Source organism: Leifsonia shinshuensis (assembly GCF_013410375.1).
Classification (GTDB): Bacteria; Actinomycetota; Actinomycetes; order Actinomycetales; family Microbacteriaceae; genus Leifsonia; species Leifsonia shinshuensis.
The window spans coordinates 1,568,610-1,584,696 of sequence record NZ_JACCFL010000001.1; the positions used below are offsets into that span (position 1 = coordinate 1,568,610).

Here is a 16,087-nt window from a genome sequence, read left to right on the forward strand (position 1 = left end):
CCCGGTCCGCGGCAGGCGCGTCGCCCGCAGGCGCGGGTCGCCCCGCATGCCCGGATCACCCCATAAGCTCGGAGGAGTGACTTCCCGCTCCTTCCCGCTCTGGCTGGCGCTCGTCTGCGCCATCCTGTGCGGCGGGGGCGTCGCCCTCCAGTCCCGTATCAACGGCGAGCTGGGGCAGCGGCTGGACGACGGCGTCACCGCCGCCGTCATCTCGTTCGGCTCCGGACTGCTCATCCTCCTGGTCGCGATGGCGATCGCGCGGGCGGGCCGGCGCGGGTTCCGCCGGGTCGCGGCGGCGCTGCGCTCCCGCGAGCTGCCCTGGTGGTACGTCGCGGGTGGCAGCGCCGGGGCGTTCCTCGTGCTGTCGCAGGGCGTCGCGGCCGCGGTGCTCGGTGTCGCGCTGTTCACGGTCGCGGTGGTTGCCGGCCAGACCGTCAGCGGCCTGGTGCTCGACCGGATCGGCCTCGGCCCGGGCGGCCGCCGCCCGCTCACACCCGCGCGGCTCGCCGGCGCGGTCATCGCCCTCGGCGCCGTGACCTGGGCCGTGTCCGCCCAGCTGGGCGGCCCCGTCCCGGTCTGGCTGATGCTCCTGCCGCTGATCGCGGGCCTCGGGCTCGGCTGGCAGCAGGCGGTCAACGGGCAGGTCCGGGTGGTCGCCGAGAGCGCGCTGACCGCGACCTTCATCAACTTCGTCGTCGGGACGAGCGTGCTCCTGGTCGTGATGGCCGTCGACTGGAGCCTGCGCGGCCTGCCGAAGCCGCTCCCGACCGAGCCGTGGCTGTACCTGGGCGGAGCGATCGGCTGCGTCTTCATCGCCGCCGCCGCACTGATCGTCCGCATCACCGGCGTGCTGCTGCTCGGCCTCGCGACGGTCGCGGGCCAGCTGGTGACGGCGCTCCTGCTCGACCTGCTGGCGCCGAGCTCGCCCGCTCCCGTCGCGTTCTCGACGATCGCCGGGACGCTGCTCGCGCTCGTCGCGGTCGCCGTCGCCAGCATCCGCTGGCGTCGCCGCCCACCCACGCACGGCGACGAGGGGTCGCAACACGCCGTCTCGCGCGACGGATAACGGCGTGTTGCGACCCCGCTGTTGCCGGGCCTTCCGCGGGGCGGGTCAGTCGAGGGTGCTCAGGAAGCGCTCCGGGTCGATGGAGGTGCGGTGCCCCTCCCTGCTGTCCTCCGGGATGCCGCCGACGTAGAGCCAGCCGAGCAGGCGCTCGTTCTTCGCGAGCCCGTGCATCCGGTGGACGGCCTTGGACCGGGTGTGGTGACCGGTGCGCCACATCACGCCCCAGCCCGCGTCGTTCAGGAGCAGGCTGAGCAGGTGGGCGACGCCCGCGGCGACCGCGTCCTGCTCCCAGCCCGGCACCTTCTCGCTCTTCGTGCGCACCGCGACGATCGCGAGCAGCAGTGACGAGCGCAGCGGCTTGGCCGCCAGCTTCTCCGCCTCCTCGCCCGACGCCTTCGCGTCCTTCACGAACGCGCGGCCGAGCCGAAGCCGCGCGTCGCCGCGCAGCTCGATGACGCGCCACGGGTGCAGCGCGGAGTGGTCGGCCACGCGGCCCGCGGCCGCGACCAGCGGCAGAAGCTCCTCGTGGGTCGGCGCCGCCGGGGTCACCCGGGAGTACGAGCGCCGGGCCGCGACCCGCTCCACGAGCTCCGGCATCAGGCCTCCGGGGAGAAGTTCAGGGAGATCGAGTTCATGCAGTAGCGGTCGCCGGTCGGCGTGCCGAAGCCGTCGGGGAACACGTGGCCCAGGTGGGAGCCGCAGTTCGCGCAGCGCACCTCGGTGCGCACCATGCCGAGGCTGTCGTCCTCGAGCAGCTGCACGGCCTCCGGACGGATCGACTCGTAGAAGCTCGGCCAGCCGCAGCCGCTGTCGAACTTGGTGCCCGACTTGAACAGCTCGGCACCGCAGGCGGCGCAGGTGTAGAGGCCCGCGCGGCCCTCGTCGAGCAGCTCGCCGGTCCACGGCCGCTCGGTGCCGGCCTCGCGCAGCACGGCGTACTGCTCCGGGCTGAGCTCGCGGCGCCACTCCTCGTCGGTCTTCTCGACCCCGTACGTGCCTTGCGCGGCCCCGTCGTGCGATGCGCTCATCGTGCGTTCCTTTCGTCGTCCGTCCCCAGCCTAAACGGCGGCGCCTGTGCGGCTGTTCCCTGTCGCGGCCGGCGACGTGCCGGGCGCAAACGGGGAACGCACAGGACCGCGCCCCTAGGATGAGGCGCGAGCGCGGGGAAGGGCTGACTCGAAGACGGTGAGGGGAGGCGGTGCACGTGGCGGAGGCTGCGGACCACCGGATCCCCGCGCCCGACGCGACCGGCCTGACCGACCGTGAGGCCGCCATCCTCGCGTTCGAGCGTCAATGGTGGCGGCATGCCGGCGCCAAGGAACAGGCCATCCGCGAGGAGTTCGGGCTGTCCGCCGCACGGTACTATCAGCTCCTCGGAGCCCTGATCGACCGGCCGGAGGCGCTCAAGCACGACCCCATGCTCGTCAAGCGCCTGCTCCGGCTGCGCGAGACCCGGCTGGCAGCACGGCGATCCCGGACACTCCCGTCCGGCGACTGACACCGCGAGGAAACACCAGTAGATGGCAGAGAAGTACCCGAGAGACCGGTTCGACGACATCCCCGACGGTCTGCAGCGCGTCGGCGCGCACCGGGCGCCCCGGCCGAAGGGCCGCGGCTGGATCGCCGTCGGCTGGGCCGCGCTCGCCGTCGTGGTGCTCGTCGGCGCCGGCATCTTCGGGCTGTCGCTGGTGAGCGGCTCCATCTCCTTCCACGGCGCGCCGAACTCGGCGAGCGGCACGCCGACCCCCACCGCGACGCCGACGCCGACGCCGACGATCGTCCCGACCGTCGACCCGTCGCTGACGGTGAACGTGCTGAACGGCACGACCACCTCGGGGCTCGGCACGAAGGTCGGCGCCGTTCTGACCCAGGCCGGCTGGAAGGTCGGCGCCGTCGCGAACGCCGACAAGCAGGACCTCACGCAGACGATCGTCTACTACTCCGACCCGAAGAACCAGGCGGCGGCGCTCGGGGCGGCGAAGTCGCTTCCCGGCGCGACCGTCGCCCTCACGCAGGACTTCGCGGCGAGCGGCGCCGATCTGACGGTGGTCGTCGGCAGCGACTACAAAGGCTGAGCGGTCGTCCTCCGGGGCGCCGACACCGCGTCATCCCTTTGTTTCACGCGTGTTTAACTTTGGCCCGATTTCGTAACGGAATGGCGAAAAGACTGGCGTAACCAGGCATTGCAAGCATTAGGATCGGGAGTCAACGCGCGGCGCTGGACTGCGCGAGCGACACAGCAATGGGAGTAATGCATGGCGAACGGGACCGTGAAGTGGTTCAACGCTGAAAAGGGCTACGGATTCATCACCGTCGAAGGTGGGGGACAGGACGTTTTCGTTCACTACTCCGCAATTGACATGAACGGCTACAAGGTTCTCGAAGAGGGCCAGCAGGTGCAGTTCGAGGTCGGCTCGGGCAACAAGGGCCCGCAGGCCGAGTCGGTGCGTCCGCTGTAGTACGCAGCGATCGGCAAGACCAATAAGAGGAGCGCCGCCCTTCGGGGCGGCGCTCCTTTTCTCTGTGCGCGGACGGCGGACGGTATGGTCGCCTTGCACTCGACCGGCACGAGTGCCAGAATCGCTTTAGCACTCCATCTGATCGAGTGCTAATCAACGGAATCTTTCGCAGACGTCCGGGAGGGACGAGAAACACATGGCAAAGATCATTGCTTTCGACGAGGACGCCCGCCGCGGCCTCGAGCGCGGCCTGAACATCCTGGCCGACACCGTCAAGGTGACGCTGGGCCCGCGCGGTCGCAACGTCGTCCTCGAGAAGAAGTGGGGCGCTCCCACCATCACGAACGACGGCGTCTCCATCGCGAAGGAGATCGAGCTCGACGACCCGTACGAGAAGATCGGCGCGGAGCTCGTCAAGGAGGTCGCGAAGAAGACCGACGACGTCGCGGGCGACGGCACCACCACCGCGACCGTCCTGGCTCAGGCGCTCGTCAAGGAGGGCCTCCGCAACGTGGCCGCCGGCGCCGACCCGATCACCCTCAAGCGCGGCATCGAGAAGGCCGTCGCGGCGGTGACCGACGAGCTCGTCGCCAGCGCCAAGGAGGTCGAGACCAAGGCCGAGATCGCGGCCACCGCGTCCATCTCCGCCGGCGACACCACCATCGGCGAGATCATCGCCGAGGCGATCGACAAGGTCGGCAAGGAGGGCGTCGTCACCGTCGAGGAGTCGAACACCTTCGGCACCGAGCTCGAGCTGACCGAGGGCATGCGCTTCGACAAGGGCTTCCTGTCGCAGTACTTCGTCACCGACCAGGACCGCCAGGAGGCGGTGTTCGAGGACCCGTACATCCTCATCGCCAACCAGAAGATCTCCTCGATCAAGGACCTGCTCCCGATCGTCGACAAGGTGATCCAGGCCAACAAGCAGCTCCTCATCATCGCCGAGGACGTCGACGGGGAGGCCCTGGCCACCCTGATCGTCAACAAGATCCGCGGCATCTTCAAGTCCGTCGCCGTCAAGGCCCCGGGCTTCGGCGACCGCCGCAAGGCCATGCTGCAGGACATCGCGATCCTCACCGGCGGCCAGGTCATCTCCGAGGAGGTCGGCCTCAAGCTCGAGAACGTCACCCTCGACCTGCTCGGCCAGGCCCGCAAGGTCGTCATCACCAAGGACGAGACCACCATCGTCGAGGGCGCGGGCGACCCCGAGGCCATCGCCGGCCGCGTGGCCCAGATCCGCGGCGAGATCGAGAACACCGACTCGGACTACGACCGTGAGAAGCTCCAGGAGCGTCTCGCGAAGCTCGCCGGCGGCGTCGCCGTCATCAAGGCGGGTGCGGCCACCGAGGTCGAGCTCAAGGAGCGCAAGCACCGCATCGAGGACGCCGTCCGCAACGCGAAGGCCGCCGTCGAGGAGGGCATCGTCGCCGGTGGTGGCGTGGCCCTCATCCAGGCCGGCAAGACCGCGTTCGAGAAGCTGTCGCTCTCCGGCGACGAGGCGACCGGCGCGAACATCGTCAAGGTCGCCATCGAGGCTCCGCTCAAGCAGATCGCCGTCAACGCGGGCCTCGAGGCCGGCGTCGTCGTCGCCAAGGTGCGCGAGCTCCCGGTCGGCCACGGCCTCAACGCCGCGACCGGCGAGTACGTCGACATGCTGGCCTCCGGCATCAACGACCCGGTGAAGGTCACCCGCTCGGCGCTGCAGAACGCCGCGTCGATCGCGGGCCTGTTCCTCACCACCGAGGCCGTCGTCGCCGACAAGCCCGAGAAGAACCCGGCGCCGGTCGGCGACCCGGGCGCGGGCATGGACTTCTGAGTCCGTCCGACACGCAGTAGCAGAGGGCGTCTCCCGTTCGCGGGAGGCGCCCTCTTCGCTGTTATCGTCGTCTCGATCGAGAGGGACCATGACGGTGGACAGGCGGCGGGGACGGCGGATTGCCGCGGTGCTGCTGCTCGTGGTCGCCCTGGCCGGGCTGACCGGCTGCCAGGCGCTCGGTCTCGCCGGACCGGACCGGCCGACCGGCACGCCCACTCCGTCAGCGGCCGCCCCGGTCGCGTCGCCTGTCGACTGCGCGGCGCTGGTGACGCCGCACGCCGTGGCGACGCTGCTCGGCGGCGACGCCCCGCTCGCGAAGACCCCGGCCGACGCGCTGATGACGCCGGCCGGGCTCGGGCCGTACGCGGTGCAGGCCTCCGGCGGCGCGTGGTGCCGGTGGGGCGCCGACCCGGGTGGCGGAGGCTCCGCGACCGCGACGCCCTCGCCCGCTCCCTCCCGCACGCTCGCCCTCCTGCTGCTCCCGCGCGCTGCGGCGACGTGGCAGCGGCTGACCCAGCAGTACCCGGACTCGGCGGCGATGGGCGCCCACTACGACGGCGGCGAGTCCCGCGGCGGCGACTGCGCACGCGCGACGACCGGCCGGGGGAGCAGTTGCCACACGAACGTGCTGGTGGGCGGCTCCTGGGCCGCGGTCTCCGGGTCGAGCGGTGACAGCGTCATCGACGAGAAGGCCTTCCACGACCTGGTGCAGTCCTTCCTGCCCGCGCTGGCCGCCGCGGACGCGCGCCTGCCGAAGCAGGCCCCGCCCGCGCCCCTGCCGTGCGGGGGAGCCGACTGGCTGCGCGCGGTCGCCGGGGCGTTCGGGCCGACGTCGGTGACCGTGCTGCCGCCCGCCGGCGCGTTCGGGATGCCGTCGGCGCTCCTCGACGGCCAGGCCGCGACGGTGTGCGCCTACCGGGCGGCCGGGGACGGCTCCTCGGGCTACCTCGGCACGCTGTCCGTGCTGCGCGACGCGGCGGACGCCTACGCGGCCTACCACGCGGCTGTCGTGGACCACGACCCGGAGGCCAGCGGCGGCACGATCGACCACGGCGGCTCGCAGGTCGCGACCCTGGTCCGCTACACGGACGCCTCGGGCTCGACACCGGCGGAGGTCGTGGTCGACGTGCTCGTCGGCGACGCGTGGATCCAGTTCGCCGCGCCCTCGGGCTCCGCAGACGCGCCCGCCTCCGTCGTGCAATGGGTGGCCGGCAAGCTCTGAGCCGCGATCGGGCGCGGGCCGGTCAGGCGCCGGTGCGCGCCGCCTCGGCCGCCACGCGGGCCGGATCGGCCAGCGGCAGCGACACCCGGAAGGTCGCGCCCCCGCCCGCGGTCTCCACGACCTCCACCGTGCCGTGGTGGGCCGCCACGATCGAGGACACGATCGCGAGGCCCAGGCCGCTGCCGCCGGTCTCGCGGGCGCGGGACGTGTCGGCGCGCCAGAAGCGCTGGAAGATCTTGTCGCGGATCTGCGGGGGGATGCCCTCGCCGTGGTCGCGCACCTCGAGCAGTGCGCGGTCGCTGCGGTGGTCCACCTGGACGGCGATCTCGATCGGGCTGTCCTCCGGGGTGTAGCGCAGTGCGTTCCCCATCAGGTTGGTCACGACCTGGCGGAGCTTGTTCTCCTCCGCCATCACGATCGCGGGCTCGGCCGGCGGGGCGGTCAGCACGACCTTCTCCGCCGTCGCCACCGGGATCGGGCCGGTGCTGCCTCGGCGCCCGCGGCCGCTGCGGCGCAGCCGGGCCAGCGCGGAGCCGGCGAAGGCGATCGGTCCCGTCGCGCTGGCGGGCCGCGAGTCGGCGTCGGGGAGCATCATCGGCACGGTGTCGAGGCCGGGCTCTGTCGGCCCCACCGCCACCGGTGCGGGGACCGGCGCGGGAGTGAGCACGGTCACCGTGCGGCCGGGGGCGCCGGCCATGGCGTCCATCGCCGCGTCCTGCGCGATGCGGACCAGGTCGACGGGGTGCAGGTCGAGCGGCTTGGTCTCGTCCAGGCGCGCCAGCTCCAGCAGGTCCTCCACGAGGAGGCCCATCCGGATGGCCTCCTTCTCGATGCGGTCCATCGCCTGGGCGACGTCCTCCGGCGTCTGGAGGGCGCCCATCCGGTACAGCTCGGCGTAGCCGCGCACCGAGACCAGCGGTGTGCGCAGCTCGTGGGAGGCGTCGCCGACGAACCGCCGCATCTGCTCGATCGTGCGCGCGCGGTCGTTGAAGGCGCGGTCGATCCGGTTCAGCATGGTGTTGAGCGAGCGGTTGAGCCGGCCGACCTCGGTGTTCGGGGTCGCGCCGCCGAGGCGTTGGCTGAAGTCGCCGTCGGCGATGGCGGCGGCGGTCTGCTCGACCTCGCGCAGCGGCGAGAACGTGGTCGTCACCAGCATCCGGGTGAGCCCGGCGCCGACGACGATGACGATGACGCCGAAGCCGAGGAAGATCGCCAGGAAGCTGGCCATCACGGTGTCGATCTGACTCGTCGTCGTCGCGACGATCGCGGTCGCGAGCTCACCGGTGTTGGCGAACGTCTGCGTCGTGATGAGGGCGCGGTAGGCGGTGCGGCCGTCGTTGCTCAGGATGGTGAATCCACCCGGCGGCATCGCCTTGGCCTCGGTGAGGCTGAGGTTCTCCGGAATGGCCGGCCGGTGGGCGAACGGGATGTTGCTCCAGTTCGTCTTGACCAGATTGCCGCTCGCATCGTACAGCGCCGCGAAGTAGTCGGACGGGCTGGAGTCGGTGGCGATCTTGTCCTTGTCCGACGAGCCGTACAGGTAGGTGTTGACGTACGTCGCGCCCGACGCCGCCGACAGCTGCGCGTCCAGCTGGTCCAGCAGCACCGGCTTCAGCATCGACATCGTCCCGATGCCGGTCACCAGCAGCCCGAGCGTCAGCATGAGCACGGTCACCCCGGTGATCTTGGTCCGGAGGGAGATCGCGTTCCAGCGGTCGAGCAGGCGTGAGTGCATGAGGCCGCCAGTCTATGCAGACGGTGCTGAGCCGAGGATGTGAGCGGCCGTCACGCCTTCGCGGCCTTGAGCATGTAGCCGAACCCGCGCTTCGTCTGGATCAGCGGCTCGCTGGAGTGCGCGTCCACCTTGCGGCGCAGGTAGGAGATGTAGGACTCCACGATGCCCGCGTCGCCGTTGAAGTCGTACTCCCAGACGTGGTCGAGGATCTGCGCCTTGGACAGCACCCGGTTGGGGTTGAGCATCAGGTAGCGCAGCAGCTTGAACTCGGTCGGGCTGAGCTCGATCGGGGTGTCGCCGACGTAGACCTCGTGGGTGTCCTGGTCCATCGTCAGCTCGCCCGCGCGGATGACGGCGTCCTCGTCGGCCTGCATCGTGCGGCGCAGGATGGCTTTGATGCGGGCGACGATCTCGTCGAGGCTGAACGGCTTGGTGACGTAGTCGTCGCCGCCGACCGTGAGGCCGGTGATCTTGTCCTCGGTGTCGTCCTTGGCGGTGAGGAACAGGATGGGCGCGGTGTAGCCCGCGCCGCGGAGTCGCTTGGTGACGCCGAAGCCGTTCATGTCCGGCAGCATGACGTCGAGGATGATGAGGTCTGGCTCCTCTTCGAGGACCGCGGAGATCGCCTGGGCGCCGTTGCCGACCGCGCGCACGGCGAAGCCGGCGAAGCGGAGGCTGGTGGTGAGGAGATCGCGGATGTTCGGCTCGTCGTCGACGATGAGAATGCGGGGTCCTGCGTTCATGCGAAACAGTATCTGCGCGTCCGCTGAATTCTGCCTGTGAGCGGACGGTGCGCGGTGAGTGGGTACATGTGGTGCGGGCCGTGCGCGGTGAGTGGGTACCTGTGGCGCGGGCAGTGCGCCGTGAGTGGGTACCCGTGGCGCGGGCAGTGCGAGGGGGTGGCGCGGGCCGTGTGAAACGTGGATGCTGAGGGAACCAGCGATCGGAGCACTATGTCGAATCCCACCGTGGTCATCGCCGGAGCCGGGCTGGCCGGCGCGACGACCGCCGTCGAGCTGCGGGCGCGCGGGTTCGGCGGGCGCATCCTGCTGCTGGGCGCGGAGGAGCACCACCCGTACATCCGCCCCCCGCTGTCCAAGGAGTACCTCAAGGGCGAGTCCGACCTGGACGACGCGTACGTGCAGCCGGCGGACTGGTACACGGACAATGACGTGGAACTTCTGCCCGGCACGGAGGCCGGCTCGTTCGACCCCGCCGCGCACGAGCTGTTCGTCTCGGGCGGCGCGCGGATCACCTACGACAGCCTGGTCCTCGCGACGGGCGCCCACGCCCGTCCGCTGGGCGTCCCCGGCAGCGGGCACGGCGCCGTCTTCTCTCTGAGAACCATCGAGGACTCCCAGTGGCTGCGCTCGGCGCTGGAGGTCGGCTCCCGGCGTGTCGTGGTCGTCGGCTCCGGCTGGATCGGCATGGAGGTCGCCGCGGCCGCGCGCGGCTACGGCAACGAGGTGACCGTGGTCGGCCGCTCGCACGTCCCGCTCGCGCCGGCGATCGGCCCGGAGCTCGGCGCCGTGTTCGAGTCGCTGCACCGCGACAACGGGGTGGTCTTCCGCAACGCGGCCCACGTGGTCGCCGTGGAGGGCGGCGACCAGCAGGCCGTCGTCCTCGCCACCGGGGAGCACCTGGCCGCCGACGTCGTCGTCGCCGGCGTCGGCGCCGCCCCGAACACCTCTGTCGCCGAGCAGTCCGGCCTCGCGCTGGAGAACGGCGTGCCCACCGACGAGGGCATGCGCACCGTCGTCGAGGACGTCTACGCCGTCGGCGACCTGGCGAACCCGCTCCTGCCGGCGATCGGGCAGCGGCTCCGCAACGAGCACTGGGCCAACGCGATCGCGGGCGGCACGGTCGCCGCCCGCTCGATCGTCGGGGAGGCCGCGAGCTACGACGACATCCCGTACTTCTACTCCGACCAATACGATCTGGGCATGGAGTACTCCGGCTACGCACCCCTGGCGGCAGGAGCGCGCGTCGTCTTCCGCGGCGACGTCTCCGCTCGCGAGTTCATCGCCTTCTGGCTGCGCGACGACCGGGTCGTGGCGGGGATGAACGTGAACGTGTGGGACGTGCAGGAGCAGATCCAGCGCCTGATCCGGTCCGGAGGCCCGGTCGATCCGGAAAGGCTCACCGACGAGAGCGTGGACCTTGCAGAGCTCTGAGACCGGCGTCGCGATGTACCTGCCCCCGCTCCGCGTCCCCGTACGCACCATCGGCGCGCGCACCTTCGACTTCTCCCGCCGCGTCGCCGTCATGGCCGTGGTGAACCGCACCCCGGACTCCTTCTTCGACCAGGGCCGCACCTTCGCGCTCGACGCCGCGGTCGCCGCGTCCTTCGACGCGGTCGCGGCCGGGGCGGACTGGGTGGACATCGGCGGAGCCCCGTTCGCGCCGGGCGCGCCGATCCCGCCCGATGAGGAGGCCGGCCGGGTGGTGCCCGTCGTCGCGGAACTGCGCGCCGGATCGGACGTGGTGATCTCGGTGGACACCTTCCACGCGTCGGTGGCCTCCCGCGCGATTGCGGCCGGTGCGACGGTGATCAATGACACCACCGGGCTCAGCGACCCCGACCTCGCCCGGGTCGTCGCGGACAGCGACGCCACGCTCGTGCTCACCCACAGCCTGGCCGCGCCGCGGACGTTCTACGCGCGGCCGGCCTACGACGACATCGCCCGCGAGGTCGCGGACCTCCTCCTCGAGCGGGTCGACCGGGCGGCCGCCGCCGGGGTCCCGGAAGAGCGCATCATCCTCGATCCGGGTCACGACCTCAACAAGAACACGCTCCAGTCGCTGGAGCTCACCCGCCGGCTCTCGGAGATCGCCGACCTCGGCTACCCCACCCTCGCGGCGGTCTCGAACAAGGACTTCATCGGCGAGACGCTGGACGCGCCGCGCTCCGAGCGCCGGGACGGCTCGATCGCCGCCGCGGTGGTCGCGATCGTCAACGGCGCGCGCATCATCCGGATGCACGACGTGGCGGGCTCCGTGGCCGCCGCGCGGATGACGGAGGCCATCCTGGGGCTGCGCGAGCCTGCCTACCTGAAGCACAACATGGGGGACGTGAATGACTGAGGTCGCCATCGACCGGGTCTCGCCGCTCCCGGCGGAGGAGGGTCTCGGCGACGAGCGGATCGCCGAGCTGTACGCGGAGGGCGCAGGCGACCCGTGGCTGCGCGTGAACTTCGTCTCCAGCATCGACGGCGCCGCCACGCGGCAAGGACTGTCCGGTGGGCTCTCCGACGACGCCGATCACCGGGTGTTCGACATCCTGCGCCGGCTCTGCGACGTGGTGGTGGTCGGCGCGGGCACCGTGCGAGCGGAGGGCTATGGCGCGATGCGCGTGGATGAGGCCTCCCAGCGGGCGCGCCGCGACGCCGGCCTGACCGCGCACCCGGCCTTCGCGATCGTCTCCGCGAGCCTCGACCTCGACCCGGCGAGCCCGATCTTCCGGGACGCGCCCCAGCGGCCGATCATCGTCACCACCGAGCTCTCCCGGCGGGACACCCGGGAGGCGCTCGCCGAGGTCGCGGACGTCGTGGTCTGCGGCGCGGAGCGCGTCGAGCCGGGCAGGCTCGTCGCCGGCCTGGTCGAGCGCGGCCTCACCCGGATCCACTGCGAGGGCGGCCCGCACCTGTTCGGCGACCTCATCGCCGCGGGCGCCGTGGACGAGCTGTGCCTGACCGTGAGCCCCACGCTGGAGGCCGGAGTCGCGATGCGGATCTCGGCCGGTGCGGCGCCGATCCTCCCGGTGGGGATGCGGCTCGCGCACGTGCTGCAGTCGGGCGACACGCTGCTGCTGAGGTACGTGCGGCGCGCGTAACGGCGGCTCGCTCCCACGCGATTCGTGCCCAATGTCGCGAATCGCGCGCCGCGTGGAGGGTCCGGGATTCGTGCCGAATGTTGTGAAAGCCGGCCGCTTTCACGACATTCAGCACGAATGTCGGCCGCGGGTTACGCCGCGGCGAGCGCGTGCGCGTCGAGGATCGTGTACGAGTAGCCCTGCTCGGCGAGGAAGCGCTGCCGGTTCTGCGCGAAGTCCTGGTCGACCGTGTCGCGGGAGACCAGCGTGTAGAAGTTCGCGGACAGCCCGGACTGCTTCGGCCGGAGCAGGCGGCCGAGGCGCTGCGCCTCCTCCTGCCTCGAGCCGTACGAGCCGGAGACCTGGATGGCGACGGTGGCCTCCGGCAGGTCGACGGAGAAGTTCGCGACCTTGCTCACCACCAGCACCGGCGTCGTGCCGTCCCGGAACTCCTGGTACAGCCGCTCCCGCTCGTCCACCGGCGTCGCGCCGGTGAGCTGCGGCGCGCCGAGGGCCTCCGCGAGCTCGTCGATCTGGTCGAGGTACTGACCGATCACCAGGATGCGCTCGCCGGCGTGCCGGTCGACGAGCTGCCGGACCACGTCGAGCTTCGCGGGCGCGGTGGCGGCGAGCCGGTAGCGCTCGTCGTCCGCGGCGGCGGCGTAGCTCAGCCGGTCGGACGCGGGCAGGTCGATGCGGACCTCGAAGCAGGCGGCGGGGGAGATGAAGCCCTGCGACTCGATCTCCTTCCACGGCGCGTCGAAGCGCTTCGGGCCGATCAGGCTGAACACGTCGCCCTCCCGGCCGTCCTCGCGCACGAGCGTGGCGGTCAGGCCGAGGCGGCGCCGCGCCTGCAGCTCCGCCGTCAGCTTGAACACCGGCGCGGGCAGCAGGTGCACCTCGTCGTAGACGACCAGTCCCCAGTCCAGCGCATCGAGCAGCGCCAGGTGCGCGTACTCGCCCTTCCGCTTGGCGGTGAGGATCTGGTAGGTCGCGATCGTGACCGGCTTGACCTCCTTGACCTGACCGGAGTACTCGCCGATCTCCTCCGCGGTGAGCGAGGTGCGCTTCAGCAGCTCGTCCCGCCACTGCCGCGCCGACACGGTGTTGGTCACCAGGATGAGCGTCGTGGTCTTGGCCGTCGCCATCGCGCCGGCGCCGACCAGCGTCTTCCCCGCGCCGCAGGGGAGCACCACGACGCCGGACCCGCCGTCGAAGAAGTTGCTGACCGCCTTGCGCTGGTAGTCGCGCAGCGCCCAGCCGCTCTCGTCCAGCTCGATCGGGTGCGGTGTGCCCGGGGTGTAGCCCGCGAGGTCCTCGGCGGGCCAGCCGAGCTTGACCAGCTCCTGCTTGAGCTGCCCGCGCGCCCAGGCCTCCACCGTGAACGTCGTCTCGTCCCTGCGCTCCAGCAGCAGCGGGGCGATGCGCTTGGCGGTCGCGACCTCCAGCAGCACCGGCCGGTCGGACGAGCGCAGCAGCAGCGTGCCCTCCTCGTCGCGCTCGATGACCAGGCGGCCGTAGCGGGCGACGGTCTCCGAGACGTCCACCGTCACCGTCTGCGGGATCGGGAACTTGGAGTACTTCTCGAGGGTCCCGAGCATGTCCTCCGCCGTGTGACCGGCCGCGCGGGCGTTCCAGAGGCCCAGCCGGGTGATCCGGTAGGTGTGGATGTGCTCAGGCGCGCGCTCCAGCTCGGCGAAGACCGCGAGGTCGTGACGGGCGTCCTCGGCCGCGGGATGCGCGACTTCGAGGAGGACGGTGCGGTCGCTCTGGACGATCAGGGGGCCATCGGACATGACCGCTCAGTCTACGCTGCGCAGACCCTTGACGCTGGAGAGCGGCAGGGTCCGCTCGATGTCCGCCGCGCGGTCGCGACCGCGCAGCCGGCCGCCGCCGATCCCGGTCGGCTCCAGGAGGTAGTCGACCAGCCGACCGTCCGGCATGGCGACCTGCACCACCACGGTCTGCCGCGCGCGCACGGCCTGATCGAGCTGGCGTGCGAGCCACTGCTCGCCGGTGTCCTCCTCTGCGGCGTCGGCCTGCCGCAGCCGGGCGACCAGCTCGGCGGCGGGATCCCGGGACGGAGCGCTCGGTCCGCGCGGGGCGACCCGCGCCCGCTGCGGCGTGACGAGCACGCCGGACGCATCCTCGGCGACCACCGGGTAGCGGGCGTCGCTGAGCGCCCAGAACACCACATCGCGCGGGAACCGGCTGACCAGCGTGGTGTCGTCCGCCCGGAGCAGGCGCAGGGCCGACAGCGACTGGTCCACCGCGATAGTGCCCAGCAGCGTGGCGTCGTCGGAGCGCACCACGGCCTTGCCCTCCGCGCCCGGCTCGGCGTCGCGCACCCGCACCCGGCCGTGCCGCTCCACGGCGTCGGCGATGAGGTAGTCGAGCGGCTGGGGCACCCCGGTGAGCGAGACGGAGGCGAGGAAGTCGTGGATGCTCGCCGCGGTCTCGCCCGCGGTCACCGCCCGGTCGACGGACGCCGCGGAGAACCGGAAGGTCGAGGCGAGCGCCCTGCTCTCCAGGTCCGCCATCGTGCGCAGCCGCGCCTCCACCTCCGGCGCGAGCGGGCCGGGCGAGATGACGGTCAGGTCGTGCTGGAGGTAGACCTGCGAGACCTCGGCCGGGAAGTGCGCCACCATCGCGGCGGTGGCCGCGTCCGGCCCGGACTCGAGCAGGGCGGCGCCGGCGCTCCCCGGCCCCCGGCCGGCGGTGACGCCGAGCCACTCCGCCTCCGCGAGGTGGGCGCCGGCGCGTTCCGCGGTCTCGGCGACGGACGCGGGGTGGAGCCAGGCGAGGTGCGCGCGGAGCGCGTCGCCCCACGGCGCGCGGCTGCGGTCCGCGAGGAGGGGCGCGAGATCGGCGGGGAGGCCGTCGAGCCAGGCGGCGGCGAGGTCGTGCCAGCGCGCGGCGGTCGTGGCGTGCTGCCAGGAGTCCGCGTCGTCCGTCGGCAGCCAGACCCCGTCGGCGATCGCCGCCAGGCCGGCGCGCGCGGCCACCGACAGCGCGACGGGGACGACGGCGGCGTCCACGGCCAGCGCCTCGGCCAGCCGTTTGGCGGCGGGCAGGGCGAGCCCGCCCTTCTGCAGCTCGCGGGCGCCCTCCCTTCGCAGCTCCGCCAGCAGCTCGGAGACGGCGGCGACGGCCTCGAAGGCGCGTTCGGCGGCGAGCCGGTCGGCGGCGGCAAGCTCGTCCGCCGTGAGCGGCGCGGGGGCGGCGGGAGGCGCGGTGTCCAGCAGAGCGGCGGGCCCGGGGAGGCCGAGGGCCGGCCAGGTGTCGAGCCGGCCGGTGACCGCGTCGTACGGCGCGGCGCCGTCGTCCGCCGGCTGCAGGAGGGCGAGCCCCGCGAGCTCGTCGACGGCGGCGCGGACGGCGTCGGTGGTCGCTCCCTCCGTGGCCGCGTGCTCGCTCAGCCGGGCGGCGATCCACTCGGCGCTCCGGGCGTCGCCCGCCCGGCCGGCCACCGTCAGGACGGCGAGCCGGAGACGGTCCAGCGGCGCCAGCGCCCGCTGCACGGCCTCCGGGTCGAGGAGCGCCTCGGCGAGGTCGAAGAAGTCGGAGACGCCGGCACGCCGCACCGGACGCGCCCGGAGGACGGCGACCAGCGCGTCGTCGGGCAGGGCGCGGAGCCGCGCCGCCAGTGCGAGCGTGGTCGTCATCGCGCTGGTCCGGCGGCGGAGGTCAGCGCCGGCCCTCGGACCCGGGCGCGGCCTTCGCGGCCCGGCTGCGCTGCCGGCCGGTGATGATGATGAGCGTGATCAGCAGCACGAACGCGATCGGGAGCGCGATGAGCGGCAGCAGGAACACCGCGGGCCAGAGCCCCTGGCCGGAGCCCTGCTGCGGCATCCCGCCCACGGCGGACCCGATCAGGATGGCCGCGATGCACACCAACGAGACCACGACGAGCGCCGCCACGATGTAGGAGAGGACGCGCTGGAGGCGCGATGCGGGCGGCGGGGTCTGCGATGTCAC

The 16,087-nt window shown here is 72.3% G+C and carries 16 protein-coding genes; 9 read left to right on the plus strand and 7 right to left on the minus strand.

Features of this window, described 5'->3' with window-relative positions; all coding sequences use genetic code 11:
• Nucleotides 1-76 precede the first annotated feature (76 nt).
• Nucleotides 77-1,066: a DMT family transporter gene (locus HNR13_RS07670; RefSeq protein WP_179605203.1), complete on the plus strand. Its 990-nt coding sequence runs from the start codon at nt 77-79 to the stop codon at nt 1,064-1,066.
• A gap of 45 nt (nt 1,067-1,111) precedes the next feature.
• Here the strand turns inward: HNR13_RS07670 and HNR13_RS07675 are convergent, their stop codons facing one another.
• Nucleotides 1,112-1,663, minus strand: coding sequence for a nitroreductase family protein (locus HNR13_RS07675; RefSeq protein WP_179605204.1), 552 nt, complete (start codon nt 1,661-1,663; stop codon nt 1,112-1,114).
• On the minus strand, nt 1,663-2,094 hold the full coding sequence (msrB, locus tag HNR13_RS07680; RefSeq protein ID WP_179605205.1) for a peptide-methionine (R)-S-oxide reductase MsrB: 432 nt from the start codon (nt 2,092-2,094) through the stop codon (nt 1,663-1,665). Before msrB ends, HNR13_RS07675 begins: the two co-directional genes overlap by 1 nt.
• A gap of 170 nt (nt 2,095-2,264) precedes the next feature.
• Between msrB and HNR13_RS07685 the strand changes: the two genes are divergently transcribed.
• The 5 genes from HNR13_RS07685 to HNR13_RS07705 all read left to right on the plus strand — a co-directional run bounded on the left by HNR13_RS07685 (nt 2,265) and on the right by HNR13_RS07705 (nt 6,563).
• On the plus strand, nt 2,265-2,564 hold the full coding sequence (locus HNR13_RS07685; protein ID WP_179605206.1) for a DUF3263 domain-containing protein: 300 nt from the start codon (nt 2,265-2,267) through the stop codon (nt 2,562-2,564).
• A 22-nt stretch (nt 2,565-2,586) separates the two neighbouring features.
• Nucleotides 2,587-3,141 carry a LytR C-terminal domain-containing protein gene (locus HNR13_RS07690; protein WP_179605207.1) on the plus strand — a complete coding sequence of 185 codons (555 nt, stop codon included), beginning with the start codon at nt 2,587-2,589 and terminating at the stop codon, nt 3,139-3,141.
• A gap of 180 nt (nt 3,142-3,321) precedes the next feature.
• Nucleotides 3,322-3,525, plus strand: coding sequence for a cold-shock protein (locus HNR13_RS07695; protein WP_055914585.1), 204 nt, complete (start codon nt 3,322-3,324; stop codon nt 3,523-3,525).
• Nucleotides 3,526-3,721: 196 nt separating this feature from the next.
• Nucleotides 3,722-5,341, plus strand: a complete 1,620-nt coding sequence (gene groL / locus HNR13_RS07700) for a chaperonin GroEL (RefSeq protein ID WP_179605208.1) — start codon at nt 3,722-3,724, stop codon at nt 5,339-5,341.
• 88 nt (nt 5,342-5,429) lie between these two features.
• Nucleotides 5,430-6,563 carry a hypothetical protein gene (locus tag HNR13_RS07705; RefSeq protein ID WP_179605209.1) on the plus strand — a complete coding sequence of 378 codons (1,134 nt, stop codon included), beginning with the start codon at nt 5,430-5,432 and terminating at the stop codon, nt 6,561-6,563.
• A gap of 22 nt (nt 6,564-6,585) precedes the next feature.
• Here HNR13_RS07705 and HNR13_RS07710 read toward each other — a convergent pair whose 3' ends face one another.
• Nucleotides 6,586-8,298, minus strand: a complete 1,713-nt coding sequence (locus HNR13_RS07710; protein WP_179605210.1) for a sensor histidine kinase — start codon at nt 8,296-8,298, stop codon at nt 6,586-6,588.
• A 50-nt stretch (nt 8,299-8,348) separates the two neighbouring features.
• Nucleotides 8,349-9,041 (minus strand): response regulator transcription factor, encoded by a 693-nt coding sequence (locus HNR13_RS07715; RefSeq protein ID WP_179605211.1) that lies wholly within the window; start codon nt 9,039-9,041, stop codon nt 8,349-8,351.
• 210 nt (nt 9,042-9,251) lie between these two features.
• Here HNR13_RS07715 and HNR13_RS07720 point away from each other — a divergent pair, with 210 nt between their 5' ends.
• Genes HNR13_RS07720 through HNR13_RS07730 form a run of 3 tightly spaced genes read left to right on the plus strand, consistent with a single transcriptional unit; the run spans nt 9,252 to nt 12,130 of the window.
• A complete protein-coding gene (locus HNR13_RS07720; protein WP_179605212.1) occupies nt 9,252-10,472 on the plus strand; it encodes an NAD(P)/FAD-dependent oxidoreductase in 1,221 nt (406 codons plus the stop codon).
• Nucleotides 10,473-10,485: 13 nt separating this feature from the next.
• Nucleotides 10,486-11,382 (plus strand): dihydropteroate synthase, encoded by an 897-nt coding sequence (gene folP / locus HNR13_RS07725; protein WP_179609231.1) that lies wholly within the window; start codon nt 10,486-10,488, stop codon nt 11,380-11,382.
• Nucleotides 11,375-12,130 carry a pyrimidine reductase family protein gene (locus HNR13_RS07730; RefSeq protein ID WP_179605213.1) on the plus strand — a complete coding sequence of 252 codons (756 nt, stop codon included), beginning with the start codon at nt 11,375-11,377 and terminating at the stop codon, nt 12,128-12,130. The genes folP and HNR13_RS07730 overlap by 8 nt, the downstream gene beginning before the upstream one ends.
• Before the next feature lie 131 nt (nt 12,131-12,261).
• Here HNR13_RS07730 and HNR13_RS07735 read toward each other — a convergent pair whose 3' ends face one another.
• From HNR13_RS07735 to HNR13_RS07745, 3 genes are read right to left on the minus strand one after another with little or no spacing between them, the layout of a single operon-like run.
• Nucleotides 12,262-13,905, minus strand: coding sequence for a DNA repair helicase XPB (locus HNR13_RS07735; RefSeq protein WP_179605214.1), 1,644 nt, complete (start codon nt 13,903-13,905; stop codon nt 12,262-12,264).
• Nucleotides 13,906-13,911: 6 nt separating this feature from the next.
• On the minus strand, nt 13,912-15,774 hold the full coding sequence (locus tag HNR13_RS07740) for a helicase-associated domain-containing protein (RefSeq protein WP_179605215.1): 1,863 nt from the start codon (nt 15,772-15,774) through the stop codon (nt 13,912-13,914).
• Nucleotides 15,775-15,796: 22 nt separating this feature from the next.
• Nucleotides 15,797-16,087, minus strand: a complete 291-nt coding sequence (locus HNR13_RS07745) for a hypothetical protein (RefSeq protein WP_179605216.1) — start codon at nt 16,085-16,087, stop codon at nt 15,797-15,799.